Origin of the sequence: Ruegeria alba (assembly GCF_022321465.1) — a bacterium.
GTDB lineage: Bacteria > Pseudomonadota > Alphaproteobacteria > Rhodobacterales > Rhodobacteraceae > Ruegeria_B > Ruegeria_B alba.
In genome coordinates this window covers 42,785-69,368 of record NZ_JAKOEM010000011.1, presented here as the reverse complement: position 1 = coordinate 69,368, position 26,584 = coordinate 42,785, and the positions used below count along the sequence as shown (strand labels likewise).

23 protein-coding genes are annotated in these 26,584 nt (G+C 64.6%); 12 read left to right on the top strand and 11 right to left on the bottom strand.

Annotated elements, in window-relative coordinates; genetic code table 11:
* Positions 1-26: 26 nt before the first annotated feature.
* From MB818_RS13240 to MB818_RS13230, 3 genes are all read right to left on the bottom strand, one after another.
* On the bottom strand, positions 27-710 hold the full coding sequence (locus tag MB818_RS13240) for a hypothetical protein (protein ID WP_234137613.1): 684 nt from the start codon (positions 708-710) through the stop codon (positions 27-29).
* 157 nt (positions 711-867) lie between these two features.
* Entirely contained in the window at positions 868-1,530 is a 663-nt protein-coding gene (locus MB818_RS13235) for a DNA-3-methyladenine glycosylase I (RefSeq protein WP_238905385.1), read from the bottom strand.
* Between the two features lie 62 nt (positions 1,531-1,592).
* Positions 1,593-2,000 (bottom strand): PaaI family thioesterase, encoded by a 408-nt coding sequence (locus tag MB818_RS13230; protein ID WP_238905384.1) that lies wholly within the window; start codon positions 1,998-2,000, stop codon positions 1,593-1,595.
* Between the two features lie 227 nt (positions 2,001-2,227).
* On the opposite strand from MB818_RS13230, the gene MB818_RS13225 reads away from it, so the two are divergent.
* The 5 genes from MB818_RS13225 (at position 2,228) to MB818_RS13205 (ending at position 7,635) form a co-directional block, all read left to right on the top strand.
* Positions 2,228-3,178, top strand: a complete 951-nt coding sequence (locus MB818_RS13225) for an ABC transporter substrate-binding protein (RefSeq protein ID WP_234137616.1) — start codon at positions 2,228-2,230, stop codon at positions 3,176-3,178.
* 9 nt (positions 3,179-3,187) lie between these two features.
* Positions 3,188-4,240 carry a quaternary amine ABC transporter ATP-binding protein gene (locus MB818_RS13220; RefSeq protein ID WP_234137617.1) on the top strand — a complete coding sequence of 351 codons (1,053 nt, stop codon included), beginning with the start codon at positions 3,188-3,190 and terminating at the stop codon, positions 4,238-4,240.
* Positions 4,237-6,300 (top strand): ABC transporter permease, encoded by a 2,064-nt coding sequence (locus tag MB818_RS13215; protein WP_238905383.1) that lies wholly within the window; start codon positions 4,237-4,239, stop codon positions 6,298-6,300. Before MB818_RS13220 ends, MB818_RS13215 begins: the two co-directional genes overlap by 4 nt.
* Positions 6,301-6,387: 87 nt before the next feature.
* Entirely contained in the window at positions 6,388-7,053 is a 666-nt protein-coding gene (locus MB818_RS13210; protein WP_238905382.1) for an NnrU family protein, read from the top strand.
* Between the two features lie 60 nt (positions 7,054-7,113).
* On the top strand, positions 7,114-7,635 hold the full coding sequence (locus tag MB818_RS13205; RefSeq protein ID WP_234137620.1) for a DUF2478 domain-containing protein: 522 nt from the start codon (positions 7,114-7,116) through the stop codon (positions 7,633-7,635).
* A gap of 85 nt (positions 7,636-7,720) precedes the next feature.
* Here MB818_RS13205 and MB818_RS13200 read toward each other — a convergent pair whose 3' ends face one another.
* The 4 genes from MB818_RS13200 to MB818_RS13185 are packed head-to-tail and all read right to left on the bottom strand — an operon-like array spanning position 7,721 to position 13,459.
* Positions 7,721-8,332, bottom strand: coding sequence for a TetR/AcrR family transcriptional regulator (locus tag MB818_RS13200; RefSeq protein WP_234137621.1), 612 nt, complete (start codon positions 8,330-8,332; stop codon positions 7,721-7,723).
* A gap of 58 nt (positions 8,333-8,390) precedes the next feature.
* Complete coding sequence (locus MB818_RS13195; RefSeq protein ID WP_234137622.1) at positions 8,391-10,133, bottom strand: aldehyde dehydrogenase family protein; 1,743 nt, start codon at positions 10,131-10,133, stop codon at positions 8,391-8,393.
* Positions 10,126-11,763: a long-chain-fatty-acid--CoA ligase gene (locus tag MB818_RS13190; RefSeq protein ID WP_238905381.1), complete on the bottom strand. Its 1,638-nt coding sequence runs from the start codon at positions 11,761-11,763 to the stop codon at positions 10,126-10,128. The genes MB818_RS13195 and MB818_RS13190 overlap by 8 nt, the downstream gene beginning before the upstream one ends.
* 58 nt (positions 11,764-11,821) lie before the next feature.
* Positions 11,822-13,459 (bottom strand): GMC family oxidoreductase, encoded by a 1,638-nt coding sequence (locus tag MB818_RS13185; protein WP_238905380.1) that lies wholly within the window; start codon positions 13,457-13,459, stop codon positions 11,822-11,824.
* Between the two features lie 217 nt (positions 13,460-13,676).
* Here MB818_RS13185 and MB818_RS13180 point away from each other — a divergent pair, with 217 nt between their 5' ends.
* Genes MB818_RS13180 through MB818_RS13155 form a run of 6 tightly spaced genes read left to right on the top strand, consistent with a single transcriptional unit; the run spans position 13,677 to position 20,950 of the window.
* Positions 13,677-14,678, top strand: a complete 1,002-nt coding sequence (locus MB818_RS13180) for a TRAP transporter substrate-binding protein (protein WP_238905379.1) — start codon at positions 13,677-13,679, stop codon at positions 14,676-14,678.
* 27 nt (positions 14,679-14,705) lie between these two features.
* Positions 14,706-15,185: a TRAP transporter small permease gene (locus MB818_RS13175; RefSeq protein ID WP_238905377.1), complete on the top strand. Its 480-nt coding sequence runs from the start codon at positions 14,706-14,708 to the stop codon at positions 15,183-15,185.
* A gap of 3 nt (positions 15,186-15,188) precedes the next feature.
* Positions 15,189-16,451: a TRAP transporter large permease gene (locus MB818_RS13170; protein ID WP_234217047.1), complete on the top strand. Its 1,263-nt coding sequence runs from the start codon at positions 15,189-15,191 to the stop codon at positions 16,449-16,451.
* An 11-nt stretch (positions 16,452-16,462) separates the two neighbouring features.
* Positions 16,463-18,148 (top strand): FAD-binding oxidoreductase, encoded by a 1,686-nt coding sequence (locus MB818_RS13165; RefSeq protein ID WP_238905375.1) that lies wholly within the window; start codon positions 16,463-16,465, stop codon positions 18,146-18,148.
* A gap of 50 nt (positions 18,149-18,198) precedes the next feature.
* Positions 18,199-19,026 (top strand): TauD/TfdA dioxygenase family protein, encoded by an 828-nt coding sequence (locus MB818_RS13160; protein ID WP_238905373.1) that lies wholly within the window; start codon positions 18,199-18,201, stop codon positions 19,024-19,026.
* Between the two features lie 40 nt (positions 19,027-19,066).
* On the top strand, positions 19,067-20,950 hold the full coding sequence (locus MB818_RS13155; RefSeq protein WP_238905371.1) for an alkyl/aryl-sulfatase: 1,884 nt from the start codon (positions 19,067-19,069) through the stop codon (positions 20,948-20,950).
* A gap of 52 nt (positions 20,951-21,002) precedes the next feature.
* Here the strand turns inward: MB818_RS13155 and MB818_RS13150 are convergent, their stop codons facing one another.
* From MB818_RS13150 to MB818_RS13135, 4 genes are read right to left on the bottom strand one after another with little or no spacing between them, the layout of a single operon-like run.
* The gene (locus MB818_RS13150; RefSeq protein ID WP_234137631.1) at positions 21,003-21,617 is read right to left on the bottom strand and encodes an amino acid synthesis family protein; all 615 of its coding nucleotides are present in this window, start codon (positions 21,615-21,617) and stop codon (positions 21,003-21,005) included.
* Positions 21,618-21,630: 13 nt separating this feature from the next.
* Positions 21,631-23,742 carry a CoA transferase gene (locus tag MB818_RS13145; protein WP_238905370.1) on the bottom strand — a complete coding sequence of 704 codons (2,112 nt, stop codon included), beginning with the start codon at positions 23,740-23,742 and terminating at the stop codon, positions 21,631-21,633.
* Entirely contained in the window at positions 23,739-24,545 is an 807-nt protein-coding gene (locus tag MB818_RS13140) for an alpha/beta fold hydrolase (protein WP_234217043.1), read from the bottom strand. Before MB818_RS13140 ends, MB818_RS13145 begins: the two co-directional genes overlap by 4 nt.
* Entirely contained in the window at positions 24,545-24,949 is a 405-nt protein-coding gene (locus MB818_RS13135; RefSeq protein WP_234137634.1) for a RidA family protein, read from the bottom strand. The genes MB818_RS13140 and MB818_RS13135 overlap by 1 nt, the downstream gene beginning before the upstream one ends.
* A gap of 144 nt (positions 24,950-25,093) precedes the next feature.
* Here MB818_RS13135 and MB818_RS13130 point away from each other — a divergent pair, with 144 nt between their 5' ends.
* Positions 25,094-26,575, top strand: a complete 1,482-nt coding sequence (locus tag MB818_RS13130) for an aldehyde dehydrogenase (RefSeq protein ID WP_234137635.1) — start codon at positions 25,094-25,096, stop codon at positions 26,573-26,575.
* Positions 26,576-26,584 lie beyond the last annotated feature (9 nt).

Here is a 26,584-nt window from a genome sequence, read left to right as displayed (position 1 = left end):
TTCTTCTCTGGTGCTGCGTTGCAAGGTCAGTCGCAGATCCCATTCAGCTCCGCATCGCGCCAGGGCAGCAGCACGTCGCTTTCGCGCCGTGACTGCGGCAGGGCACTCACTGGCATCACCGCCGCCAGCATGTCATGCAGCCGACGCGTGCGCGGCGCCTCGGGGGCCAGCGCCCGGCAACAGACATATTCCTCGACGATGGCCCCCTGCTGCTCGTAGCCGTAGCTCAGGAAATCGGGTGCCGCGCGCAGGTCGAACAGATAGGGATCGTCGCTGGCCCCGTGTTCGGCCGCCGCCCGGAGCGGATGATACCCGGTGGTGTGCCGGTTCTGCCATTGCCAGACATGGGTCAGCTCATGTGCCAGCAGCATCGCGGCAATCAGGTTCACCCGGTCGGGATAGTCCGGCATGTAGTCATCCAGATACCAGTCGCGTGCAAAATAGACCTTGTGGAACAGGGTTACGGCAGCGGGTTTGACCGTGACGATCTCTTCTTTCTGCGGCGGCAGGATCCGTTCGCGGCAGGTCACGCGCGGACGCGGCTTGCGGTGAAAGGTCACCGCGCCCACCGGCGCGCCCTCGACCAGGCGCACCCGCGAGATATCGAGCGCGTCGCCGTGCAAGCGGGTGGCAAAGGCGCGCTCGGCCTCGGTCAGTGGCCGGCCGCAGGCGGCCACCAGCAGCAGCATACAGAACAGGCGGAGGATCATGCGTGCGGGCCTCGTGCGGTTCGGGACAGGTGTCTGTACCATCGCACGGTCCCGCCCCGCGCGTTGGTGAGAGGACCCTGGCAGAGCCCTAGCAGCCTCGCTCCGAACGCTAGCCAAGCGCCCGCAGGTCGGGCAAGGGAAATGTCGCGCGGTGGCCTCAAAGGCTCATCGCCAGCACGCGGCTGATTTCGGTCAGCGAACGGCCGGATTGGTCCATCCAGGTGTTGAAGGCCGCCTGGACCTGCGTCATCGCCTTTTTCGAGGTGGGCGCCTTGTCCACAACCCCTTCGGCGATCAACCGGGCGGTAACATCGCGCGACAGGATGAAACTGTCGCGCCCGGCAAAGCGCATCGCATATTGCGCGGTGGTGCCGCCCAACCGGCTGCCGCGACGTTTAAGCAGGTCGAGAAGGCCCACATAGTCGGTTGACGGCCAGCCACCCAGCACCTGACCGGCGCCGCCTTCGTCCCGCAATTCCAGAAGAAAGGCCGCGTTGTCGCGTACCGTGGCGATCTTGGTGCCGTTGCGCACGATGCGGGCGTCCTGCAACAGGGCATCGAATTTCTCGTCATCCATCAGGGCGCAACGGCCGATGTCGAACCCGTCAAAGGCGGCCTCGAACCCCTCCCATTTCGCCTCTATCACCTTCCAGTTGAAGCCGGCCTGAAACACGCATTTGGTGATCACCGACAGCCATCGATCCTCGGGCAGCGCGGCAAGCTCGACCGCGGATGCGGGACGGGTCAGCTTGGCCTCGAGCGCCGCCGCGCCGCCATGGCGGGCGGCGGCAAGCGCATGGATCTCGTCGAAATGGTGCATGTCTCACCTCCCTGATCTGCGGGATGTTGCCACTCTGCCCAAGGCTGGGCAAGGCGTGCACGTCAGGGCGCGTAAAAGGTGGCTGTCGCGGTGGCCACCTGCTTGCCACTCTCTTCTTCGTGCATATCGGCGCGGGCAAAGACCAACGCCTTGCCTGCCCTCACCACCTCGGCCCGGCACAGGATCGCGCGCCCGACACCGGGGCGCAGGAACTGGGTGTGCAGGTCGGTGGTGGCAAACAGGCGCAGCTCGTCCTGCTGTGCGATGGCGGCCAGCGCCATGCTGGTATCGGCCAGTGCTGCCAGCGCCTGACCCGAGACAATGCCGCCCGCCCGCGCCAGATGCGGCCCCAGCGGCATTCGCACCAGCACGTGTTCGCGATCCGCCTCCAGCACCTCGGGGTCGAGCGCCTGCACCCAATCGGCGAAATGTTCGCTCAGCAGCACCTGGGCGGTTTCCGGGGTCAACATCGGCGGCGTCTCCTGTGGTTCTGTCTGGGGGCGAGCATAGGCGCAGAGATCATCCGACGCCAAGCCCAGACAGGGTCAAACCCGGCGTCGTAAAAAAATGCTCGACAAGACGGGGAGGTGTGATGATTATTGACTGACCAATCAATAAACCGCCATGCGAGGGACTGGTGACAGTTCCCCGGAATCGGCGGATAGTGCACCCAATCGGATCAACAGGGAGAACTGAGATGAAACGGGTAGGACTTGGACTTGCGCTGGCCGCGCTGGCAGGGGGCGTGAACGCCGCTGAAATGGGCGCCTCGGACGAGCCGATCAAGCTGGCGATCAACGAATGGACCGGGCAGCACGTGACCACGCATGTGGCCGGCGAGATGCTCAAGGCCGCGGGCTACAAGGTGGAATATGTGACTGCCGGCATGATGAACCAGTTCCAGGCGCTGGCCGATGGCGATATCCACGCCACGCTGGAAATCTGGTCGTCGAACGTGTCGGACGAATACGCCAAGAAGGTTGCCGAGGGCACGGTGACCGAGATCGGCGATCTGGGCCTGAACGCGCGCGAGGGCATCGCCTATCCCGCGCATGTGGCCGATCTGTGCCCGGGCCTGCCGGCCTGGGAGGCGCTGAAGGAGTGCGCGCAGGTCTTCGCCACCGCCGAGACCCTGCCGATGGGCCGACTGGTCGACTATCCCGCCGATTGGGGCACACCGGGCGCAGACCGCATGACCGGTCTGGACCTGCCGATCAAGGCGGTGCCCGCAGGCTCCGAAGGGGCGCTGATCGCGGAACTGCGCGCCTCGACCGAGCGCAAGTCGCCGCTGCTCATCACCTTCTGGCAGCCGCATTGGGCGATGTCGGCCTATGATGTGAAATTCATCGACCTGCCGCCGGGCGAAGAGGCCTGCTTCAGCGATGCGTCTTGGGGGCCGAACCCCAATGCGGTCAACGATTGCGATTTCTCACCCAGCCGCATCTTCAAGGCGTCCTGGTCGGGCTTTGCCGAGAAATGGCCCGCCGCCCATGAAATTCTCACCAACTATCAGCTGAGCGTCGAGGCGCAGCAGCCGATGATGGGCGCGATCGACGTCGATGGCGGCAAGGTCGAAGAGGTGGTTGCCGCCTGGATGACCGAGAACGAGGGCAGCTGGCGCCCGGTCGTCGACGCAGCCACCAAGTGAGCCGCAGACGTGACTGAGGCGACAACGCCGGCCATCACCTGCCAGAATCTCTGGCAGGTGTTCGGGCCCGGTGCAAACGACGCCCTGGCCGAGGCATTGGCCCGGTCGGGCGGCGATGCCGAGGCCGCGGCGGCAGAGCTGCGCGGCAAGGGTCTGATCCCCGCCGTGCAGGACGCCAGTTTCGAGGTCCGCGAGGGCGAGCTGTTCGTGATCATGGGCCTGTCCGGGTCGGGCAAGTCCACGCTTATCCGCTGCATCTCGCAACTGCTGCCGGGCACCGGTGGCGAGATCCGGATCGAGGGCGACAATGTCGTCGGCGCCAGCAAGCAAAAACTGACCGATTTGCGCCGCCGCAAGCTGGGCATGGTGTTCCAGCATTTCGGCCTGTTCCCCCACATGACGGTGGCCGAGAACGTGGCCTATCCGCTCAAGGTGCAGGGGGTAGGGCGCAAGGAACGCCGCGCCCGGGCGCAAGAGGTGATCTCGCTGGTCGGGCTCGACGGGCGTGAGGACAGTTTCCCGCGCCAGCTGTCCGGTGGCCAGCGCCAGCGCGTCGGCATCGCCCGCAGCCTGGCGGTGAACCCCGATATCTGGTTCCTGGACGAGCCGTTCTCGGCGCTGGACCCGCTGATCCGGCGCCAGTTGCAGGATGAATTCCTGCGCATTCAGGCGACGCTTAAGAAATCCATCGTCTTCATCACCCATGACATCGCCGAGGCGCTGAAACTGGCCGACCGCATCGCCATCATGCGGGATGGCAAGATCGTACAGATCGGTACGCCGACCGAGATCGTGCTGAACCCGGTCGACGATTATGTGCGCGAGTTTTCCAAGGATGTGGCCAAGGGCCGCCATGCCAAAGTGGCCTCGGTCATGCGGACCGGCGCCGAGGAGCAGGGACCGGACGATCCGGGCCTGACCACGGGCATGACGCTGGACACCGCGCTGGCGCGCTGCATGCAGCTGTATCAGCCGGTGCCGGTGCGCGATGCCAGCGGTGCCATCGTGGGCACGGTGCAACCCTCGGATCTGGCGGCTGCATTGCAGGTGGACGACACATGAGCGCCGTCGATATCCCGGTCCCGCGCGCGGCACGGCTGACGGTGGGAACAAAGGCCGCGCTGATCACGGCGCTGGTCGGCGCGCTCTGCCTGGCGCTGGAGCCGGTGGCGCCCTGGCTGGGCGCCTGGCCCAAGGCCTGGGTGCTGCCTGCGACCGATTGGGTCGGGACGGTGATGACCGCGCTCCTGGCCTGGTTCAAACCCGTGGCCCGCCTGTTCTCGGCGGTGATGGTCTATCCGATGGATGCCGCCAACTGGGTGTTGAACGCGACCCCCTGGCCGCTGGTGATCGGTATCGTCACCGCGCTGGGCTGGTATCTGGGCGGTGCGGCGATGGCGGCGCTGGGGCTTGGCGGTCTGGGCTTCGTGCTGGCCTCGGGCTATTGGCACGAGGGAATGAACACGCTGGCCCTGGTGGCGGTTTCGGTGCCGCTGGCGCTGGTGGTGGGCGGGGCGATCGGCATTCTCGCCAACGAGGTGCCGCGCATCCGGGCCGCGGTGCAGGCGGTGCTGGATATCATGCAGACAGTGCCGACATTTGCCTATCTGACGCCCTTGCTGGCGCTGTTCGGTTTTGGCCCGGTGGTGGGGCTGATCGCCTCGGCGATCTATGCCGCGCCGCCGATGGCGCGCAACGTGATGCTGGGGCTGGAGCGGGTCGAGGCCGAGGTCAAGGAAGCCGCGATCATGTCCGGCGGCACCCGTATGCAGCAATTGTTCCAGGTCGAGATCCCCTCGGCCTCGCGCCAGATCATGGTGGGGTTCAACCAGTGCCTGATGGCGGCGCTGAGCATGGTGATCATCGCCGCCGTCATCGGCGGGTTCAACGATATCGGTTGGGAAGTGCTGTTGACCATGCGCAAGGCGCAGTTCGGCGCGGCCTTGCTGGCGGGGATGGTGATCGTGGCCTTTGCGGTCATCATCGACCGGATGAGCGCGGTGCTGGCGACCGAGCGCAAACGCCATGACATTCGCGTGGTCTGGGGGCTGCTGGGGTTGGCCTTGGCCTTTACGCTGGTGTTCTGGACCCGGCTGCCGGCGGCCTCGGAACTGACCTTGCTCGACCCGGTGGCGGTCTCGCTGGATCAGGGGTTGACCCGGTTTACCCAGGCCAATGGCGCGGCGCTGGATGCGCTGAAGAACAACACGCTCTACTATGTGCTGCTGCCGCTCAGGATCGGGCTGGATCAGGCGGTTCTGCCCTTTACCTGGGGCTTCTCCTGGACCCCGCAGATGAGCGGCGCGCTGTTTGCGCTGGGCGCGGTTCTGGCGCTGGGCATGGCCTGGGCCGGGCGGCCGACCGCCGGGCTGACGGCCCTGATCGGCCTCGGCATGATCGAGACCGGCATCACCAATCTGCCCTGGCCGTTTGTGCTGACCGGTGCAGCGGCGCTGGGATACGTGGCGGGCGGTCGGCGGCTGGCGCTGATGGTGGTGATCCTGCTGGGGACCATCCTTGTGTCGGGCCTGTGGGACCGGGCGCTGTTGTCGCTCTATCTCTGCGGTGCCTCGGTATTTGCCTGCGCGGTGCTGGGTGGCGCGATCGGTGTGGCCAGCGCGGTCTGGTCGCCGGTCTGGCGCGTGGTGCGTCCGATCTGCGACATGTTGCAGACCATCCCTCTGTTCGTCTTCCTGATCCCGGTGCTGATGGTGTTCCAGATCGGCGAATTCTCGGCCTTTCTGGCGATCTGCGCCTATGCGATCGTGCCGATGATCCGCTACACCCGTCACGGGCTGGTGGACACGCCGGACGAGATGATGGAGGCCGCGATTTCCAGCGGCGCCACCGACTGGCAGATCCTGCGCGATGTGCGCGCGCCCTATGCGGCGCCGACCATCCTGTTGGGGTTGAACCAGACCATCCTCTATGCCTTTTCGATGCTGGTCATCGCGGCGCTGATCGGGACCACCGGTCTGGGCCAGTCGATCTATCTGGCGCTGGGGCAGGCGGATGTGGGTCTGGGCATCTCGGCAGGTGCGGCGATGGCCATTCTGGCGCTGATCGCCGACCGGCTGGTGCAGGGCTTTGCCGAAGAGCGGCGCAAGGCGCTGGGCCTGTGAACCCATGCGGGCCCGGCTTGACTTCGGTTAAGGTCGGGCCTTTTCTCCCGCCCTAGACCGGGGCGGCGGAACGGGCGAGGGACAGCGATGGGCGGATGGGCGGAATTTGCGGCGGCGCTGGCGGTGTTCCTGCTCAGCCATGTGATCCCGGTGCGCCCGCCGGTGCGGCCCTGGCTGGTGGCGCGGCTGGGCGCGCGCGGCTTTGGTATCGCCTATTCCCTGTTCTCCGTTGCGGTGCTGGGCTGGCTGATTCTGGCCGCCGCCCGCGCGCCCTATGTCGAGGTGATCCCGCCCTTGCCCGCGCTGCGCTGGGTTCCGGTGCTGGTCATGCTGCCGGTCTGCCTGCTGGCGGTGGCGGGGCTGCGGTCGGTCAATCCGCTGTCCTTTGGCGGGCTGGGGCGGGGGGCGTTCGATCCGGCCCGGCCCGGTATTCTGGCCCTGTCGCGCCATCCGCTGCTGCTGGCGCTGGCAATGTGGTCGGGGGCGCATCTGCTGGCCAATGGATCGCTGGCGCATGTGATCCTGTTCGGCCTCTTTTTCGGGTTCGCAGTGATGGGCATGGCCCTGATCGACCGGCGCAAGCGGCGCGAGTTGGGCGCCGACTGGACGCGGCTGGCGGCAAACACTGCCCGGCTGTCGCCAAGGGGACTGCCTGCACTGCTGGCGCCGCGCATAGTGCTGTCTGCCGCGCTGCTTTATCTGGCCCTCCTGCTGGCCCATGCACCTGTGATCGGGGTCTCGCCGTTGCCCTGACTGGTCGAACCCGGATCGGCGTGCTAGATCATCACCGACACTGTTAGAAGGACGCTCACGATGCATCTGGCCTATGTCACCACCACAGCGCGCGGCGCCACCGACCGGCTGCTGAGCGAGGTGGCCGCGCGGCTGGATGCCAAGGGCGTGCGCCTGGCCGGGGTGGTGCAGACCAACACGGAGTGCGCCGACAACGCCCGTTGCGACATGGACCTGCGGGTGATGCCGGGAACCGAGGTCATCCGCATCTCGCAGACGCTGGGCGCCGGGTCGCGCGGCTGCCGGCTGGATCCCGGAGAACTGGAGCGCGCGGTGGGTCTGGTCTCGGCGGCTCTGGCCGAGGACCCCGAGCTGCTGATCGTCAACAAGTTCGGCAAACACGAGGCCGACGGGCGCGGCTTTCGCCCCTTGATCGCCGAGGCGCTGGCGCGGGATATTCCGGTGCTGCTGGGGGTGAACGGCCTGAACGAAGAGCGGTTTTTGGCCTTTACCGAGGGTGCCGCCGTAAAGCTGAACCCGGAAGCGGATGCGCTGGTCGATTGGGTCGAGAACGTCCGCGCTTCACGCATTCAGGCGGCCTGAGCCGTCTCTCTCTTCCGGCTTTCCTTTGCCGACCCGCCTCATAAGCAGACCGAGGCGGGTCTGCCCTGCGCGTTTGGACGGAGGTTCAGAGGAACCGGGTCAGCAAGGCCCGGAACGTGGCCGTCAACTCTTCGCGACTGCCCTGGTCCTTGCCGATCTGGTTCTGCATCAGAAACCGAAAGGCGCCGTCGAGCAGCGCGTATGAGATTTCGACATTCTCGGGGGCATCATGGCCCGCCTTTTTGAAGGCGGTCGCGACTATTTCGATCAGCATCCCTTCGATCTCGGCCACGACCGGGCGAAAGGTGGCGTCGAACATGGCCTGGGTGCGGATATCATACCACAGCCGGTGGGTCATGTTGTCGTCCACGATCGAGGTTACCAGAGCCTCGGAAAAGGCGTCGATCACCCGCTCGCGTCCCTGCGCCTTTTTCAACGCGTCGGTGATATTGCGCACGAACTCCTGCTTGTAGAGTTGCACGCAGTAGATGATCAGGTCGGTGCGGTCCTCGAAATAGTAATGCAGCATGCCAAGCGACAGGTCGCTTTTCTCGGCGATGTCACGCAGCGAGGTATTGGCATAGCCAAGCTCTTTGAGCGCCTCGATCGCGCTGGTGGCGATCTGGCGTTTTTTCTCGTCCCGCTTGGCGTTCTTGCGCGCGGCGCGGGCTTTCAGTTTGGCTGGCATCTCGTTCATGGCACTCACATGGCTTTGATTCGGGCGGAATGCAACTTTTTCCGCCCTCTGTCTCCTTTCAGCCCAACAGCGCGTGGTAGAAGATACCGGGCAGTTTCAGCCAGTTGGGCTTGTACTGGAATCCGGTTAGCGCGGCGCCGATCTTGTGCTGGCGGCGGTTGGTGATGAAGAAGGGCGGGCGCGGCAGCAGCGAGAACTGCCCCGACAGCAGCCCGCGCGGGAACGGGCGCCAGGGTGCACGTACCACCGTGCGCTCGGTCTTCTCCAGCATGAAGGAATTGTGAACCGTCCCGATGCCCGATCCGACATTCTCCAGCGTATGACCCGGAAATGCACCCCAGGGACAGGCGGTGATCAGGAAACCCAGCCCGCACCAGCCGTTGATGCCGATGGTGCCATAGCGCAGCTTGGCGATGATTTCCTCGAACCGTTTCCGGCCGATCTGGCGGATGGTTTTCGGGTGGATCAGGATCTGGCAGCCCAGCGTGCCCCAAAGGTCGTCATTGGCATAGTCGATGGCCGCTTCGAGATAGCTGGCCGGATCGGTGGCCTCCAGTTCCTTGACGCTCAAAGCGGGGGCAAAGACCTCGCACGAGGCGTTGAAATGGTCCGCGCCCAGTTCGCCCACGATAAGCGCCGGGGCAAGCGGGCCGCGGTCGACCTTGTCGGCCTTGCCAGCATGTTCGGCGAAAGAGTCCAGCCGTTGCTGGGCGCCGGGATACCAGGCCGGGCGGGTGGACCCCGCCGCGACGCGCTTGACCTCTTGGATCAGCTGCGCGCCCTTGTCCCAGCCGCGCGGCATCACCAGCGCCTGACAGGCGATGCAGTTGTGGCCGGAATTGTGCAGCTTCATCGTCGCGATGTTTTCCGCCTGGAACCGGATATCGGCGGCGGACCAGGGGCCGGGCACCACGATGGTGGGGCTGACCGAACCCAGTTCGGAGGTGAACCGCTTGGTGTTTCTGGGCGTGCCCGCCTTGCGGTTCTTTGCACCTTCCTCGCCCACGCCCCAGACGATGGCGTCATGGGTGCTTTCGGCGCCGGTGATATGCAGTTCTTCGATGATGGGATGATCGCACAGATAGGCGCCCCCCTTGGCATCCCCCTTGACGATGCGCAGATATCCCTCGTCGACAAAGGGTTTCATGGCGATCTTGTAATAGTCGGTCAGGTAATCGTTGACCGGGTTCATCTTCAGGATCACCACCTGGTTTTCCAGGATCAGCTTTTGCAGCACGTCCAGCGGCGTGATCGCGTTCACATTGCCCGCGCCCAGCACCAGCGCGACCTTGCCGCGCCTCTGTTTCTCCGGCCTGTCATAGGCGATGGCGGCGTGCTCCTTGAGGTTGCCGGCTGTCACGCCCTGTTGCATCCAGACCTCGGCCGAAACGCCGGACAGGAGCAACCTGTCCCAGATCGAATGCGGCAGCACCTTGACCGCCAGTTGCCCGGTGACCAGTTCGCGGGTGGGCAGGTGATCGACAAAGGCCTTGCCCTGCATCTGCGACAGCGTTGCCATCAAGGCGTTGCAGCCTGCCATGCAGGCATAGGGCCCCGCGATCCATTCCTCGCCCGCCACCGCCGTGCCGGGTTTCAGACCCTTGCGGCGGGCGGCCTCGTCGGCCCAGCCCTTGGCGACCTTCATGATCCCGTCCTTCATGCCCGACAACAGCCGGATCCGGTCGGGGACGGGCAATTGCGCCCATCTGTCCTTGTTCGCGTCCAGCTCTGCCAGAGCACGGTCATAGTGATCGAACAGCGCGTCCTGGTCGTCGAGTGTCAGTTGTGCGGCGTCAAGCATCCCGGATACCTCTCTCGATCAGGGTATTGGCGAACTGGTCGCGCAGCTGGTTCTTGAGCATCTTACCGGTGGCATTGAGCGGGATCGCATCGGTGAACACCACCGCGTCGGGCACCTGCCAGCTGGCGACCTTGCCCTTGTAGAGCGCGAGGATCTCTTCTTCGCTCGGGTCGGCACCTTCGGCCTTGACCGCGATGACGATCGGGCGCTCGTCCCATTTCGGATGGACCGCGCCGATGGCGGCGGCCATGGCGACGCCGGGATGCGCCACCGCGATCCCTTCGAGGTCGACCGAGGAAATCCACTCGCCACCCGATTTGATGATGTCCTTGGTGCGGTCGCGGATCACCATGAACCCGTCGGCGTCGATGGTCGAGACATCGCCGGTATCGAACCAGCCGTCACCGGTGGTTGCCGGTGCCTCCTTGCCGAAATAGGTATCGACCACCCAATGGCCGCGCACCTGAAGGGCGCCTTCGGCCTTGCCGTCATGGGGCAGGGGAGCGCCCTTGTCATCGACGATGCGCAGGTCGATGCCAAAGGGCGGGCGGCCCTGACCCAGACGCAACAGAGCCATCGCATCGGCATCCAGATCGGCATGCTTGCCCTTGGGTCGGTTGGCCGTGCCCAGCGGCGAGGTCTCGGTCATCCCCCAGGCATGGATCGTGTCGCAGCCATAATCGTTGCGGAAGGTGGCAATCATCGACGGTGCGGCCGCTGATCCGCCGATCACGTTGCGGCGCAGGGTCTCCATCCTGGAGCCTGATTTCTTCGCCGCCGCGAGCAGCATCATCCAGATCGTCGGCACGCCCAGGGCCAGCGTCACCTTCTGGTCGTCTATCAGCCCCAGCAGGCTGTCACCGTCCAGCATCGGCCCCGGCATCACCAGCTTGGCGCCGGTCATCGCGGCGGCATAGGGAATGCCCCAGGCATTGGCGTGGAACATCGGCACCACCGGCAGGATGGTCTCCTCGCTGGAAAGGCTCAGCCCGTCGGGCAGCGAGATCGCGAATGTGTGGATCATGGTCGAGCGATTGTTGTAGAGCACGCCCTTGGGATTGCCCGTGGTACCGGAGGTATAGCAGAGCGAGCATGGGCTCTCCTCGCTGATCTGGGGCCATTCGTAGTCGTCAGCGCCCTGTTCGATCAGCTCGTCGTAGAAGACCACGTCCGGGATCGCCGCCAGAACCTCTGCATCGCGCGGCCCCATGAAGATGAAATGCTCGATCGTCTTCAGGTGGTCACGCGTTCCGGTGATCAGCGGCATAAAGGTCTTGTCAAAGAACATCGCCTTGTCGCCGGCATCGTTGCAGATAAAGATGAACTGCTGTGGTGCAAGGCGCGGGTTCAGCGTGTGGCAGACCATGCCGCTGCCGGACACGGCGAACCAGATCTTCAGGTGACGGTGGTTGTTCCAGGCCAGTGTCGCCACCCGGTCGCCCTGCGACAGGCCCAGCGTGCCAAGGGCCGAGGCGAGCTTGCGCGACCGGACCGCCACATCGCCCCAGTTGGTGGAGTGCAAGGCACCGGTGGTCTCGCGGCTGACGATTTCGGTATCGGCATGGTATTTCCCGGCATGCACGATCAGATCGCTGATCAGCAGCTCTTTTCGCATCATCGAACCCAGCATGGGCCATCTCCCTGTGTTGTTGGTCGGGCCCCGCTGCAAGCGAGGCCAAAATCTCTGTTCACTCGGCGGCCGCAGCAGCGGCGCTGTATTCGGCCTTGATCATGTCGGCGCATTTCTCGCCGATCATGATCGAGGGCGCATTGGTGTTGCCCGAGACCAGGAGCGGCATGATCGAGGCATCGGCCACGCGCAACCCGTCGAGCCCGCGCACCTTGAGCTGCGGATCGACCACAGCCATGTCGTCGATGCCCATCTTGCAGGTGCCGACCGGATGATAGACCGTATCGGCGCGGTTGCGGATATGCTGTTCCCACTCGGCGTCGGTGGTGTTGTCATGCACCCCGAACAGTTCCTTGTGCTTGTATTTCGCCATCGCGGGCGCCTCCAGAACGGCGCGGGTCATCTTGGCGCCCTTGATCAGGGTTTTCAGGTCGCGATCGTCGCTGAGGAATTTCGGGTCGATACCGGGATCGGTCATCGGGTCGCCCGATTGCAGGAACACTTCGCCGCGCGAATGGGGGCGCAGCACGCAGACATGGCAGGAATAACCATGACCCAGGTGCAGTTTGCGCGCGTGATCGTCGACGATCGAGATCACGAAATGGGTCTGCACGTCGGGCCGGTCGAGGCTTGGGTCGGTCTTGAAGAAGCTTCCCGCTTCGGTGATGGTCGAGGCCACCATCGAATTGCCGTGCCTGCGCCATTTCAGAATCTCGCCGAACAGCTTTCCGGTCGCGCGCAGGCCGATGCCGATATTGTCGGTATCCTTGGTGGTGTAGCCAAGAATGAAATCGAGGTGATCTTGCAGATTCTGGCCGACGCCCGGCAACTCGTGCACCATGCCGATCCCGTGCGGGGTGATGTCCTGTGGCCGGCCCACGCCCGACAATTGCAGTATCTGCGGTGACTGGAAGGCACCAGCACTCAGGACCACTTCCTTGCCCGCCATGGCGCGATGCGTCGCCTTGCCGACCCGGTATTCGACCCCGATGGCGCGCTTGCCTTCGAACAGGATGCGCGTGGTGCGCGCCTTGGTGATCACGGTCAGGTTGGGACGCTTGTCCATCACCGGGAACAGATAGGCCGCCGCGGCCGAGCAGCGCTCGCCATTCTTGTCGGGGCTGTGGTGGATGGTCGCCTGCCAATAGCCTGCGCCGCTGTTGTCGCCCCGGTTGAAATCCTCGGTCCGGCGGATCTGCATCTGGGTGCTGGCCTCGATGAATGCCTCGGAGATCGGGCGTGGAGCCTTCTGGTCCGAGACCTGGAGCGGCCCGCTGTCACCATGCGCCGCGTCGGCGCCGCGCACGTTGTTTTCGGCCTTCTTGAAATAGGGCAGGACGCTGTCCCAATCCCAGCCATCGTTGCCCAGTTCCGCCCAGCTGTCGTAATCCTCTTTCTGGCCGCGCACATAGAGCATCGCGTTGATCGCGCTCGACCCGCCCAGCGCCTTGCCGCGCGGCTGATAGCCCTGGCGCCCGTTCAGCCCCGGCTGCGGTACCGTCTTGAAGGCCCAGTTGTTGATCTTGCCATAGCCGGGCAGCATCGCCACCACGCCCATTGGGGCGCGGATCAGGATGTCCCGGCCGCCGCCACCCGCCTCGAGCAGGCAGACTTTGACACTCGGGTCCTCGCTCAGGCGCGATGCGATCGTCGCTCCGGCGGACCCGCCGCCCACGATCACGAAATCATAGCTCATTTCCAACTCCCTGGTTCTCCCCATCGGACCGTGCCTATTGCCCTGCCATTCTTACCCTTCGCAGGGCGAATCCCAGTCCGATCCATCTCCTCGAAAAAGATTAAGCGAATTTATTGGACAAAAGTCCAGAAATTTTGTTTGCTTCCTGTAAGGCGGCGATTCCCGGAGGAGGGGGGAGCCGAAATATGAACGAAAACGTTCAATCAGGGAGAGAGTAATGAAAAAGTCCATGCTCAAGGGCCTTGCCCTTGCGTGCGGTCTGGCGGCCATCAGTGCACCAGCCGTTGCGGAAACGGTTCTCAAGCTCGGCTCGGTGGCGCCATCCGGCTCGCCCTGGGGCAAATGGGCGACCGGGGTCGCCGCCAAGATCGAAGAGGTTTCGGGCGGCGAGTTGAAGATCGAGCTGCTGCTGGATGCGCAGGCTGGTGACGAACAGACGGTGCTGCGCCAAACCTCCAAGGGGCGGTTGGATATCGCCTTTGTGTCCAACGTGCCGCTGACCCTGCTGAGCCAGGAAATGGCGATCCCTTCGGCGGCCTATCTGTTCGACAGCCCCGAACAGGGGACCTGTGTCACCTATGAGCATCTTTCGGATACGCTGGGCGGCATCATGGAGGGCGCCGGCGTGGTGCCGCTGACCTGGATGGAAGTCGGCCACTATGTCCTGTTCTCCAAGGAGCCTGTTTCCAGCCCGGCGGACCTGGCCGGCAAAAAGATGCGCATCGCCCCCTCGATCGCCGACGCGGCGCTGGCCAAGGCCTGGGGCGTTCAGGGGGTTCCTATGGGTACGTCGGACGCGATCCCGGCCTTGCAGACCGGCACTGTCGATGCGGCCTGGTTCCCGACGCTGTTCGGGATCGGGATCGGAACCCACAAGGTCGCCCCGCATGTCACCGTCACCAATCACGCACGCCTGATCGGCACCGTCGCTGTATCGGGGCGGACCTGGGCCAAGCTCTCTGACCAGGAAAAGCAATGGCTGGGTGTGTTCACCGCCGCCGGGCCGCAATTGACACAAGGTATTCTCGGGGCCGAGCCTGCGCTCCTTGGGCAACTCGAAGGCGCGGGCGTGCCGGTCAAGCATCTGAGCGCCGAGGAAGGCGCCGTGTGGAAGGCCGCGGCGGACGGCGTTTTGGCGGCGATCATCGAAGAGGCGGGCGGCGATGCCCAGGCCGTCGCCGACCGGATCGCGCAGGCCAAGGCCGCCTGCGGGTCGTGACCCCGGCCGCAACCTGGGGCTGACACGATGCAGCGCTATCTTACAATGCTCTTGCGGGTCGAAGGCATGGTCGCGGTCACCGCTTATGCGGTGACCTGCGGGCTGCTCCTGGCGGATGTCTTTGCCCGCGAATTCCTGTCCCAGGCAATCTGGGGGGCTCAGAAAATGGCCGTGTTCGGTGCCATCGTCGCCGGTATTCTGGGCCTGACCATCGCGGTGGGCAACAATGCCCACCTGCGCGCCAATTTCGCCGACCGCGTGCTGCCCTATCCCTGGGTCGACCGGCTGGGCGACCTGATCTCGGCGATCCTGTTTGGCTGCCTGTGCTGGTACGCAATCGAATTTGTCAGTGAATCCATTCAGTTCAAGGACAAGGCCGAAGTGATCCATATCCCGCTCTGGCCCATCCAGCTGGTGTTTCCCTATGCGTTCGGCACCGCCGCTTTACGGCATCTGATCTTCTTTCTCGTTCCGGGCACCAAGCCCGAACACACCGGCGAGGGCTGACATATGGAGGTGCTTGGCCTGTTTGCCCTGTTCGCCGCGCTTCTGATCCTGCGGCAGAGCGTCATTCTCATCCTGCTTGCCGCCACCGCCTATGTACATCTGGTCTGGGGCGACGGGCTGGTCGTCTACCTGATCGAGGACATCTGGACGGCGATGGACAATTCCGTCCTGCTGGCCATCCCGATGTTCATCATCGCGGGCGCCCTGATGTCGCGTGGCTCGATAGCCGAACGGCTGATCGAGATCGTGCGCGCCGCGACCGAGTGGATGCCGGGCGGGCTGGGCTTTGCCACGATCCTCAGCTGCGCGCTGTTCTCTGCCATTTCTGGATCGTCGCCCGCGACGCTGTTGGCGGTGGGGGCGGTGATGTATCCGGCCCTCAAGGAGGCGGGTTATACCCGAAAATTCGCGCTTGGGTCCGTCACCTCGGCTGGGACGCTGGGGATTATCATCCCGCCCTCGATCCCGCTGATCATCTATGGGATCATCACGGAAACCTCGATTGTCGATCTGTTCCTGGCCGGGATCATCCCCGGCATCCTGCTGACCGTGGCACTGGGCATTTACAGTCTGGTCAGCAACCGCCACGTCCCCCGGACCCGGTTTTCCCTGTCCCGCCTGATGGCGGCGCTTCGCAACGGCATATGGTCGCTGATGCTGCCGGTGATCCTGTTGGGGGGCATCTATTCGGGCTATTTCTCGCCCACCGAGGCAGCGGCGGTGTCGGTCGGCTATGCGATGCTGGTCGAATTGCTTGTGCACCGCGAACTGGGGCCAAGGGATTTCTTTGCGGTGGGCCTGCAAACCGCCCAGATGCTGGGCACGCTGTTTCCCATCGTGGCGGTGGCGCTGTCGATCAAGACCATCCTTGCGATCGAGGGCATCCCGCAGGATTTCGCCCAGTGGCTGCAAGGGGCGGTCAGCTCGAAAATCGCCTTCCTTTTGGCGGTCAATGCCGCGCTTATCGTGATCGGCTGCCTGATCGATGTGGTCTCGGCCATCCTGCTGCTCGGGCCGATCCTGTTTGCTGCCGCGCAAAGCTTTGGCATCAACCCGGTGCATTTCGGGATCATCATGGTGATCAACCTGGAAATCGGGCTGCTGACGCCACCTGTCGGGCTGAATGTGCTGGTGGCGATGACCGCCTTTCGCGAGCGGTTCTGGGATATCTGCCATGCCGTGCTGCCGTTCATCGCGATCATGTTCGCGGTGTTGATGCTGGTCACCTTTGCGCCCCAGCTTTCACTCTATTTCGTCTCGCCATAGGAGAAAGCGCGATGCCCAAAATCCCTGCGAACAAGGAGCGCTCGTTCTGGGGCTGGGGTCGGGCGGATTTTGCCCTGACCCAACCCGAGACCGCGCTGATCGACGGTATAGCGCGCGCATTCGGACGCGACCCCGCTGCCATCGCGCCGGAACCCAAGCTCGCGGATTTCAAGCTACGGGCGCCGCGCGTGACACCTCCGGCAAGCCTTGCCGAAATCATGTCCGACGGCGCCCATGACCGGCTGTCGCATTCCTATGGCAAAAGCACTGCCGACAATATCCGCATGGTGATGCGCCATGTGCCGGAACCGGTCGATCTGGTCGCATTCCCAAAGACCGAAGACCAGATCGCGGCGCTTCTCGACTGGGCCGGCGCGAATGACATCGCGGTCATCCCCTATGGCGGCGGGTCGAGCGTTTGCGGCGGGGTCGAGCCCGATGTCGGGCCAGCCTATCGCGGCACGGTTTGCGTGGACATGCAGAATTTCGACCGCGTCCTCGAGGTCGACAGCCTGAGCCGCGCCGCGCGCATTCAGGCCGGGATCCATGGTCCGGCACTGGAAGAGCAGCTGCGCCCACATGGTCTGACGCTGCGGTTCTTTCCGCAAAGCTTTGAATTCTCGACCTTGGGCGGATGGATCGCCACCCGTGCGGGCGGGCATTATGCCACGCTGATGACCCATATCGATGATCTGGTCGAGGCGACCCGGATGGTCACACCAGCGGGCATCATGGAGACCCGGCGCCTGCCCGGCTCGGGGGCCGGGATATCCGGCGACCGTATGGTATTGGGGTCCGAAGGGAATCTGGGGCTCATCACCGAGGCCTGGATGCGCTTGCAGGACCGCCCGCGGTTCCGCGCCTCGGCTTCGGTGCGGTTCGACAGTTTCTTCAGCGCCGCCAAGGCCGTGCGCGCGCTGTCTCAATCAGGGCTCTATCCGACGAACTGCCGCTTGCTCGACGAGGCCGAGGTTGCGGCCTATGGCATCGGCGACGGCAAGAGCGCGACGCTGGTCCTGGGGTTTGAGAGCGCGGATCATGCGCTGGACCCGTGGATGGAGCGGGCACTGGAGCTGATGGCCGATCATGGCGGGCGCTGGGATGCCGAGACGGTGGCGGCCTCGCTCAGGGGCGGCGACGAACACCGCAAGGGCGCGGCGGGCGCCTGGCGCGAGTCCTTTATCCGCATGCCCTATTACCGCGACCGTCTGACCCGGCTGGGGGTCATTGTCGACACGTTCGAATCCGCGATCACCTGGGACCGGTTCGAGGATTTCTATCGCAATGTCATGGCCGATGTCGGCAGGGCGATCAAACGGGCGACAGGCAAACCCGGGCGGCTGAGTTGCCGCTTTACCCATGTATACCCCGATGGCCCGGCGCCCTATTTCACCTTCTACTGCGATGGCGGCGCGCCCGGCGACATGACCGGAGCCTTGGAGGCCTGGCGCCGTATCAAACAGGCCGCGAATACCGCCGTCACCACGCATGGTGGCACGGTCACCCATCACCACGCGGTGGGCCGTGATCACCGTAGTGGCTATGAGGCCCAAAGCCCGGCCCTGATGCGCGCCGCGATTGCCGCGATGAAAAGCCGCTTCGACCCTGCGGGCATCCTCAACCCCGGCGCCTTGATCGACCCCGAGAACAGGCAGGTCGGTCGGCGCGGCGTGCTGATGACGCAACCATCCGAATGACACCTCAAACGCCCGAGGACCGGGCACCACAGACAAGCAAGGAGAAGGCAATGGAAATCATACCCATGACCACCGCGCTGGGCGCCGACATCTACAGCGCGGATGTGCGCAACCCCGAACATGTCGCCCGGATCAAGGACGCCTTTGCCAAATACTCGGTCCTGTCGATCCGCGATCAGCATCTCGAGCCGGAAGAGCACATCGCCTTTGCCGAGGCGATTGGCAAGATCAACATCAACCGGTTCTTCACGCCGCTGGATACCCATCCGAACATCGCAATCGTTCTGAAGGAAAAGGACCAGACAGGCGCGATCGGCGAGGTCTGGCATACCGACCATTCCTATGATGCCGAACCGGCGCTGGGTTCGATCCTGAGCGCCAAGGAGATGCCGCCGGTGGGCGGTGACACCGCCTTCAGCTCGATGGCGGCCGCCTATGACGCCCTGTCGGACCGGTTCAAGAAAATGCTGGAGGGGCTCGAGGCCTGGCACGGCACCTATCATGTCTTCGTCAACAGCCCGGCGGCCAAGAAGGCGCGCGAAGAGGGGCGGCTGAACGAAAACGCCATGCCCGAGCCGGATGTGAAACACCCGATGGTGATCCGGCATCCGCTGTCCGGGCGCCCGTGCCTGTTTGTGAATCCGCAGTTCACCACCCGTATCGACGGGATGTCCCCCACCGAATCCGACGCGATCCTGAACGGTATCTACCAGCATTGCCAACAGCCCGAGTTCCAGTGCCGCGTGCGCTGGCGCGAGGGCGATCTGACCATGTGGGACAACCGGTCGACCTGGCACAAGGCGATCAACGATTATCACGGCTACCGCCGCTACATGCACCGCATCACCATCGAAGGCTGCGCCCTGAGCGCCGCCTGAGCCTCTCGCCGCATCGCCGATCCCGCCCAGGAGGTTTCCAATGTGCAAGAACCCCGCAACCGACCATACCGCCGCCGCCAACCGGGCGGTGCTGGACCTGCTGAACTTTGGCGACCGGCAGGATTTCGAGGATGCCAGTCGCGGCTTTGTCGCGACCTTTGAAGAGGATGCAATCACCGGGGCCGAGGGCAAGACCGTTTTTGACCTGAATCGCTATGCGTTCATGCAGGGCGCGGCGCCCGATACCGTGAACCCCAGCCTTTGGCGGCAGGGTCAGTTGAACGCCATTCACGGGCTTTTCACCATCCATCCGCGTATCCATCAGATACGCAATGCCGACATCTCGAACATGACGCTGATCGCGGGTGACACCGGCTGGATCGTTATCGACCCGCTGTTGACCGTGGAAACCGCGCGCGCCTCGCTGGCGCTGGCAAACCGGCATCTGGGCGAACGTCCGGTGGTGGCGGTGATCTATACCCATTCGCATGCCGACCATTTCGGTGGCGTGCGCGGTGTTGTCGATCAGGCGGATGTGGCGGCGGGCAAGGTGCCGATCATCGCGCCCGACGGGTTCATGGAATACGCGATCTCCGAAAACGTGCTGGCGGGCAACGCGATGAACCGGCGGGCGCAGTACCAGTTCGGCATGGGGTTGGACGCGGGCCCCCGGGGCCATGCCGGCTGTGGTCTGGGTCCGGCGGCCGGGGCCGGTTCGATCAGCCTGATCCCGCCGACCGACACGGTGTACCGGACCGGGGAAACCCGTATCGTGGACGGGGTCGAGATCGAATTCCAGATGGCCAACGGCTCCGAAGCGCCCTCGGAGTTCATGTTCTATTTCCCTCAGTTCCGGGCGCTTTGTGCATCCGAGGTCACCACGCATAACATGCACAACATCCTGACCCCGCGCGGCGCCGAGATCCGCAATACCCTGGGTTGGGCCAAGTATATCGACGAATCCATCGCGCTTTTTGCCGAGCGGACCGACCTGATCTTTGCCTCGCATCACTGGCCGCAATGGGGCACCGAGCGCATTCGGGGTTTCCTGACCCGGCAGCGCGATCTCTATCGCTTCATCCATGACGAGACGCTGCGGCTGGCCAATCACGGCCATACGATCCACGAGATCCCGGACATGGTGGAACTGCCCGAGGGGTTGCGGCACGATTTTGCCTGTCGTGGTTATTACGGCACGCTGAAACACAACATCAAGGCGGTCTATCAGTTCTATCTGGGCTGGTGGGACGGCAATCCGTCGACCTATGATTGCCTGCCGCCCGCAGAAAGCGCCACGCGGCTGGTGCGCGCCATGGGCGGCGCTGATGCGGTGCTGGCCGAAGGGCAGCGGGCCTATGACGAAGGCGACTATCGCTGGGCAGCCGAGATCCTGAACAAGCTGGTCTTTGCCGAACCGCAGAACGCGGCGGCGCTCAAGCTTCAGGCCGATACGCTGGAACAGATGGGGTATCAGGCCGAGGCCGGAACATGGCGCAACATCTTCCTGCTGGGGGCGCAGGAGTTGCGCGAGGGCATCCGCCCTTCGACCGTCAATACCTCGAACCCGGATGTGCTGTTCAACATGGGGGTGGGGATGGCGCTCGATTTCCTGGGCGTGAAGTTCAATGCGGCCAAGGTGACGGGCGATTTTACCGTTCTGTTGAACTTCTCGGACAGCGGCCAGAGCCATCTTCTGGCCGCGCAGAACGGCGTGCTTGCCAACACCACCTATCACGACGGCACGGCGGACCTGGTCCTGACCCTGACCGAGGCGGCGTTCTTTCAACTGCTGGGGCAGATCGCCGGGGTCGAGGACCTGATCGGACAAGGCATTCTGTCGATGCAGGGCGATGCCACGAAACTCGGCGCCCTTTTCGGAGCGCTGGATGCGTTCGACCCGAATTTCGCAATCGTGACGCCCTGAGGCCGTCGCGCCCGCTCCTCCCGGCAGTGCCTCGGGAGGAGCGGGTCTGGTCCTAGCCGTCCTTGCCGACGCCGGCGGGGTCCTGCACGTCGCGGCCCAGCGCGGCCAGATCGGAATAGCGGTCGCCGATACGGTGATGCGGCCGCCCGCGTGTCGCGGCGCCCAGCGCGACCACCAATTCGTCACAGGCGGGCGCGTCATAGATTGAGAACTGCACCGTCAGGTAATGCGAGCGGCGGCCGGTATCGTGCTTGTCCATCAGCGGGATCTGGATCTGGGTGTTGGCGGGGCCGCGCGTGTTGGTAAAGCCCAGATAGCTTTTGGCGCCCACCGCCTCGCGATAGAAATTGCCGAATTGCAGCGTATGGATCAGCGCCGAGGCGTGTTCGACCTCGCAATTGGTGCCCGAGATGCAGGCCTTGCCATAGGCCTCGATCGCGTCGCCCGATCCGGCCAGCGCGATCAGGCGGTCGGTCAGCAGCTTGCCCAGAACCGGCGCCATGCGGCGGATCTCGGGCGAGAGATCCTCGACGAAACCGCGCCCGGCCCAGGGGTTGGCCACCACCGCCGCGACCCCGATCATACGCAGGACCGGGTCGGCGGCGCGGCCGCCCTCGGTGTGGATATCCTCGTCGAAGGTGACGACTTTTCTCAGTTCCGGAAGCATTGGGGGTCTCCTGTCAAACGGTGTATTCGGTGTGATCGGCAATGGAATGGACGATGCCGCTGCGTTCGGTGCCGTGGTAAATCCCGAAACTGCCATGGCGGTATTCGCGTTGATAGCGCGCCAGCATCGAGCGTTCGGTATCGTTGGCGACCTGATCCAGCGGCAGCGCGGCAAGGTCGTGATAGCGCATGCCCTCGGGCGCGGCGCCGCTGACCGTGCCGTGATAGACGATCGAATGCGCGCCGGTCTGGCTGTTCTGGAACACGGCATAAAGGTGGTCGAGCCGGGCGGTCAGGCCGCGACTGTCCATGTGCCGCACAAAGCCCGCGACCGTGTTGTCGCGCGCGGGTGACTTGGGAACCGTCAGCGTGCCGTCTGGTGTCTCTTCCAGCAGGATCCGCTCACCTTCGGCCAGAACGGCGGCGATGACCCCGTTTGTGTCCTTGGTCGCCGCGTCGGCCAGCCGGTTTTCCAACCCGAGGTCGAAATAGGCGCCGTTGTGAAACCCAAGCGGTTTGCCCTCGGTCACCGCGTGGTTCAGGACGCGCCCGATCAGGATCATGTGATCGCCGGCATCGACCAGCTTGTGACGGGCGCAGGCAAATGTCGCCAGCGCCCCGTTGATCAGCGGCAGATCTTGCGGGCCTGGATGCCAATGGGGGCCGGCGAATTTTTCGGTCGAGCGCGAGGCGAACAGGCCCGAGATCTCTTTCTGCGCATCCGACAGGATGTTCACAGCGAAATGCGGCGCCTGGGCAAAGACATCGCAGCTATGCGCGGTCTTGGCGAGGCAGACCAGCAGCAGCGGCGGGTCGAGTGAGACCGAGGTGAACGAATTGGCGGTAAAGCCGCGGGGCGTTCCATCCTCTTGCCGGGTGGTGAGTACCGTCACCCCGGTGGCGAACTGCCCGAAGGCGCGGCGCAGGTCGCGCCGGGCCTCGTCGTCGAGCGGCGCGCTTTCTGCCAGCGTGTCGAGCATCGCGTCATGCTCGCCCAGCCGGGGCGGGGCAGGCAGGGGAGGCGCCGCCTGCCCGGCAAAGCGCAGCGGATTGGCGGCCACGGTCCAGGGGGCATGGCCGGGTTCGGGATGGGGAATATGCGCCAGCATCTGCCGCGCCGCGACATGCGGATCGGCGGTGATATCGGCCACCGTGTTGAGCGGGCCAAAGGGAACCTGACCACCCAGCAGGCCGGTCAGGTCCGCCTTGCTGCGGGTGGCGGTCCAGCCCGAGACGATCGCGTTGATCTCGTCCGCATGGGCGGACCGCCCCGCACGGGTGGAAAACCGCGCATCGCTGCCCAGGTCGGGCCGGTTCATGATCGCGGTCAGCTTTTGCCAGAAACTGTCATCGACAATGCCCAGTGCCACCTGACCATCGGCGGCGGGAAACAGGCCAAAGGGCGCCAGCAGCGGATGGCCGTTGCCCTCGGGGCCGGCTACCTGTCCGGTCATGTCATGCAGATAGACCATCCGCTCGCACATCGAGATCATCGCGTCATACATGGCGACGTCGACGAACCGCCCCTTGCCGGTCGCCTCGGCCTCGCGCAGGGCGGCGAGAATGCCAAAGGACATCATCATGCCGGCAAAGATGTCGCCGATGCCGGGGCCGACCTTGGTGGGCGTGTTGGCATCGGGGCCGGTCATCGCCATCAGCCCGCCCATCGCCTGCGCCACCACGTCATAGGAGGGCCAGTCGGCATAGGGGCTGGCCCCGGTGCGCGGGTCGCCAAAGCCGCGAATGGCGGCGTAGACCAGCCGGGGATTGGCCTCGGTGAGCGATTCATAGGACAGCTCGAGCCGGTCCATCACGCCGGGCCGGAAGTTCTCCAGCACAACATCAGCTGTTGCCGCCAGCCTGCGAAAGGCGGCCTTGCCCTCGGGCGATTTCAGGTCCAGCCGGATGCTTTTCTTGCCCCGGTTCAGGCTGACGAAATAGCCCGCCCAGTCATGGCCCGGATCGTCGGCGCGATAGGGGCCGTTGTTGCGGCTGGTGTCGCCGCTGCCGCCCTCGATCTTGATGACCTCGGCGCCGTGATCGGCCAGGAACATGCTGCAATAGGGGCCGGACAGCATGCGGCTGAGATCCAGCACGCGTATCCCCTTGAGGAGAGTGCTGCTCATCCGGTCGCCCCCTTTGGCAGGCTATCCAGAAACCGGCGCAGCGGGGTGTTGACGGCGTCCGGGTCCTCGGCCAGTGCCATGTGGCGCAGTCCCGGCAGGATCAGCGCCTGCGCACCCGCGATCTCGGCGGCGATGGCGCGGGTCATCTCGGGGCCGTTGCCATAATCCTCGTCCCCGGTGATCACCAGCGCCGGGCAGGTGAGCGGCGGGACAGGGGCGGTGATCTCGTCGATCCCCTCGGCCAGAACCCGGTAGATCCGGTGATAGACCTCTTTGCGGTTTGCCGTGACCCAGCCGCGCACGGTGTCCATCATCGCAGGGTTGGCAGCGCGGAAACCTTCGGTGAACCAGCGCTCCAGCGCTGCCTCGACGGTAGATTGCGGGCCCTGATCGCGGGCCTGTTCGACCCGTGCCAGGATCGCGGCCTGCGCCTCGGCGCTGCGTTGATGCGGCGAATGCAGGATGACCAGCGCGCGCGCGCGGTCTGGGCAGTCCTGCGCGAAACGGCGCGCGATCATGCCTCCCAGAGAAAAGCCGACAATGACCGCATCCGCGATACCACAGTGATCAAGCAGGCCCTGCAATTGCCGCGAAAAGAGCGACAGGCTGGGCGTCTCGGGCGGAACCGCCGACTCGCCGTGACCATACAGGTCATAGCTGAGCACGCGATAGCCATCGGCCAGCGCCGGACCGGTCCATTGCCAGCAGGCCCGGTTCAGCCCCAGACCATGGATCAGCACCACGCAGGGCGCATCCGCTGGGCCGGTAATCTCATAGGTGCTGCCGTCAGGTGCTACCGGCATCAGCCCTCTCCCTCCAGCGGCTTGTACGCCATCACCTCGACCTCGACCCGGACATCGACCAGCAGATCGCTGACCACGGCCGAGCGGGTCGGCGGATCGTGCGGGAAATACTCGCCATAGACCGCGTTGAAGCCGGGGAAATCGCTGCGGTCGCGCAGCCAGACCATCGCCTTGACCACATCGTCGCGGGTACAGCCAGCGAGGGCGAGCGTGGCGGTAATGTCGTCCAGCACGGCGCGGGTCTGTTCCTCGACCGAGCCGGTGGTCAGCGGGACACCGTCCCGCATCGGGACCTGGCCGGTCAGAAAGACAAAATCGCCGGCCCGGATGGCGCGGGAAAGCGACAGAACCCTGCCGCCTATTTCAAGGGGGCCGCCAATCACCTGTTTCTTGCTGCTGGTCACGTTCGCATCTCCTTTTGCGGCCAGCCTGCCCTGATCCCCAATCCTCAACTTAAGAATTTTCGACACATGGATGCCGATTTTTCGCACAACTCATCGCCGATTCGCCGCTTTGTATGAGACGAGAGACAAAAAGGGAGGACCGAGATGGCCGATATCCAGAGCTATCGGATGCTGATCGACGGCGCTTGGGTCGATGCCTCGGACGGGGCGCTGTTCGACAGCACCAACCCCGCCGACGGCAAGGTGTGGTGCCGGGTTCCCGAGGCCACCGAGGCGGATGTGAACCGGGCGGTCGAGGCGGCGCATCGCGCCTTTACCTCGGGGCCATGGGCCCGGATGACACCGACCGAGCGCGGCAAGCATCTGCGGCGGTTGGGCGATCTGCTGGCCGACCGGTCCGAGGAACTGGGCCGGATCGAGTCGGTGGATACCGGCAAGATGCTCAAGGAAACCCGCTGGCAGGCGAAGTACATCGCCGAATTCTTTCACTTCTTCGCAGGCTGCGCCGACAAGGTCAGCGGTGAAACGCTGCCGATCGACAAGCCGGACATGTTCGTCTTTACCAAGCGCGAACCGCTGGGCGTGGTGGCCGCGGTGGTGCCGTGGAACAGCCAGCTGTTCCTGGTCGCTGTCAAGATCGGCCCGGCCCTGGCCGCAGGCAATACGGTTGTTCTGAAAGCCTCTGAACATGCCAGTGCCGCGATGCTGGAATTCGGCAAGCTGATCGAAGAGGCCGGTTTCCCGCCGGGTGTCGTGAACATTGTCACCGGCCACGGCGAACCCTGCGGGCGGGCGCTGACCGGGCATCCTCTGGTGGCGCGGGTTTCCTTCACCGGCGGGCCGAATGCCGCGCGCCACGTGCTGGAAAACGCCAAGCGCAACTTTGCCGAGGTCTCGCTGGAACTGGGGGGCAAATCGCCCTTTATCGTCTTTGAGGACGCCAATATCGAAAGCGCGGTCAACGCCTCGATTGCGGGCATCTTCGGTGCAACCGGGCAAAGCTGTGTCGCCGGATCCCGGCTCTATTTGCACGAGGATATCGCCGATGAGTTCCTCGACCGGATGGTGGCACAGGCCCGCGCCATCGTGATCGGCGACCCGCTGGCCGACGAGACCCAGATGGGGCCGCTCTGCACCACCGGGCAACTGAAGCATATCCAGCGCGAGGTCGCCCATGCGCAATCCGAGGGCGGCACCGTGCTGACCGGCGGCAAGCAGCCCGAGGGGCTGGACGGTCTCTACTACGAACCTACGATCATCGACTGCCCGCGCCAGGACCTGCGCATCGTCGATACCGAACTGTTCGGCCCGGTCCTGAGCGTCCAGCGTTTCCGCACCGAAGAAGAGGTTCTGGCGCTGGCCAATGACTCTGAACACGGGTTGGCGGCGGGAATATTCACCCGTGACAGCGCCCGCTCGCTCAGGATGGCGGGCGCGGTGCGCGCGGGCATCGTCTGGGTCAACACCTATCGCGTGGTCTCTCCCATTGCCGAATTTGGCGGCATCAAGGGATCCGGTTATGGCCGCGAAAGCGGGTTTCAGGCGATCTACGATTACACCCGGCCCAAGACGGTCTGGATGAACACATCCGACGAACCCATGGCCAACCCCTTTGTCATGCGCTGAGCGAGAGCC

Excerpts from the sequence above, each read along its gene's own strand:
- MB818_RS13185 (WP_238905380.1), bottom strand. The coding sequence starts at position 13,459 with ATGAGCTATGATTTCGTGATCGTGGGCGGCGGGTCCGCCGGAGCGACG.
- MB818_RS13235 (WP_238905385.1), bottom strand. The coding sequence starts at position 1,530 with ATGCACCATTTCGACGAGATCCATGCGCTTGCCGCCGCCCGCCATGGC.
- MB818_RS13190 (WP_238905381.1), bottom strand. The coding sequence starts at position 11,763 with ATGCTGGGTTCGATGATGCGAAAAGAGCTGCTGATCAGCGATCTGATC.
- MB818_RS13145 (WP_238905370.1), bottom strand. The coding sequence starts at position 23,742 with ATGAGCAGCACTCTCCTCAAGGGGATACGCGTGCTGGATCTCAGCCGC.
- MB818_RS13165 (WP_238905375.1), top strand. The coding sequence starts at position 16,463 with ATGCCCAAAATCCCTGCGAACAAGGAGCGCTCGTTCTGGGGCTGGGGT.
- MB818_RS13205 (WP_234137620.1), top strand. The coding sequence starts at position 7,114 with ATGCATCTGGCCTATGTCACCACCACAGCGCGCGGCGCCACCGACCGG.
- MB818_RS13225 (WP_234137616.1), top strand. The coding sequence starts at position 2,228 with ATGAAACGGGTAGGACTTGGACTTGCGCTGGCCGCGCTGGCAGGGGGC.
- MB818_RS13155 (WP_238905371.1), top strand. The coding sequence starts at position 19,067 with ATGTGCAAGAACCCCGCAACCGACCATACCGCCGCCGCCAACCGGGCG.
- MB818_RS13140 (WP_234217043.1), bottom strand. The coding sequence starts at position 24,545 with ATGCCGGTAGCACCTGACGGCAGCACCTATGAGATTACCGGCCCAGCG.
- MB818_RS13130 (WP_234137635.1), top strand. The coding sequence starts at position 25,094 with ATGGCCGATATCCAGAGCTATCGGATGCTGATCGACGGCGCTTGGGTC.
- MB818_RS13160 (WP_238905373.1), top strand. The coding sequence starts at position 18,199 with ATGGAAATCATACCCATGACCACCGCGCTGGGCGCCGACATCTACAGC.
- MB818_RS13150 (WP_234137631.1), bottom strand. The coding sequence starts at position 21,617 with ATGCTTCCGGAACTGAGAAAAGTCGTCACCTTCGACGAGGATATCCAC.
- MB818_RS13230 (WP_238905384.1), bottom strand. The coding sequence starts at position 2,000 with ATGTTGACCCCGGAAACCGCCCAGGTGCTGCTGAGCGAACATTTCGCC.
- MB818_RS13195 (WP_234137622.1), bottom strand. The coding sequence starts at position 10,133 with ATGCTTGACGCCGCACAACTGACACTCGACGACCAGGACGCGCTGTTC.
- MB818_RS13240 (WP_234137613.1), bottom strand. The coding sequence starts at position 710 with ATGATCCTCCGCCTGTTCTGTATGCTGCTGCTGGTGGCCGCCTGCGGC.
- MB818_RS13200 (WP_234137621.1), bottom strand. The coding sequence starts at position 8,332 with ATGAACGAGATGCCAGCCAAACTGAAAGCCCGCGCCGCGCGCAAGAAC.
- MB818_RS13180 (WP_238905379.1), top strand. The coding sequence starts at position 13,677 with ATGAAAAAGTCCATGCTCAAGGGCCTTGCCCTTGCGTGCGGTCTGGCG.
- MB818_RS13170 (WP_234217047.1), top strand. The coding sequence starts at position 15,189 with ATGGAGGTGCTTGGCCTGTTTGCCCTGTTCGCCGCGCTTCTGATCCTG.
- MB818_RS13215 (WP_238905383.1), top strand. The coding sequence starts at position 4,237 with ATGAGCGCCGTCGATATCCCGGTCCCGCGCGCGGCACGGCTGACGGTG.
- MB818_RS13175 (WP_238905377.1), top strand. The coding sequence starts at position 14,706 with ATGCAGCGCTATCTTACAATGCTCTTGCGGGTCGAAGGCATGGTCGCG.
- MB818_RS13210 (WP_238905382.1), top strand. The coding sequence starts at position 6,388 with ATGGGCGGATGGGCGGAATTTGCGGCGGCGCTGGCGGTGTTCCTGCTC.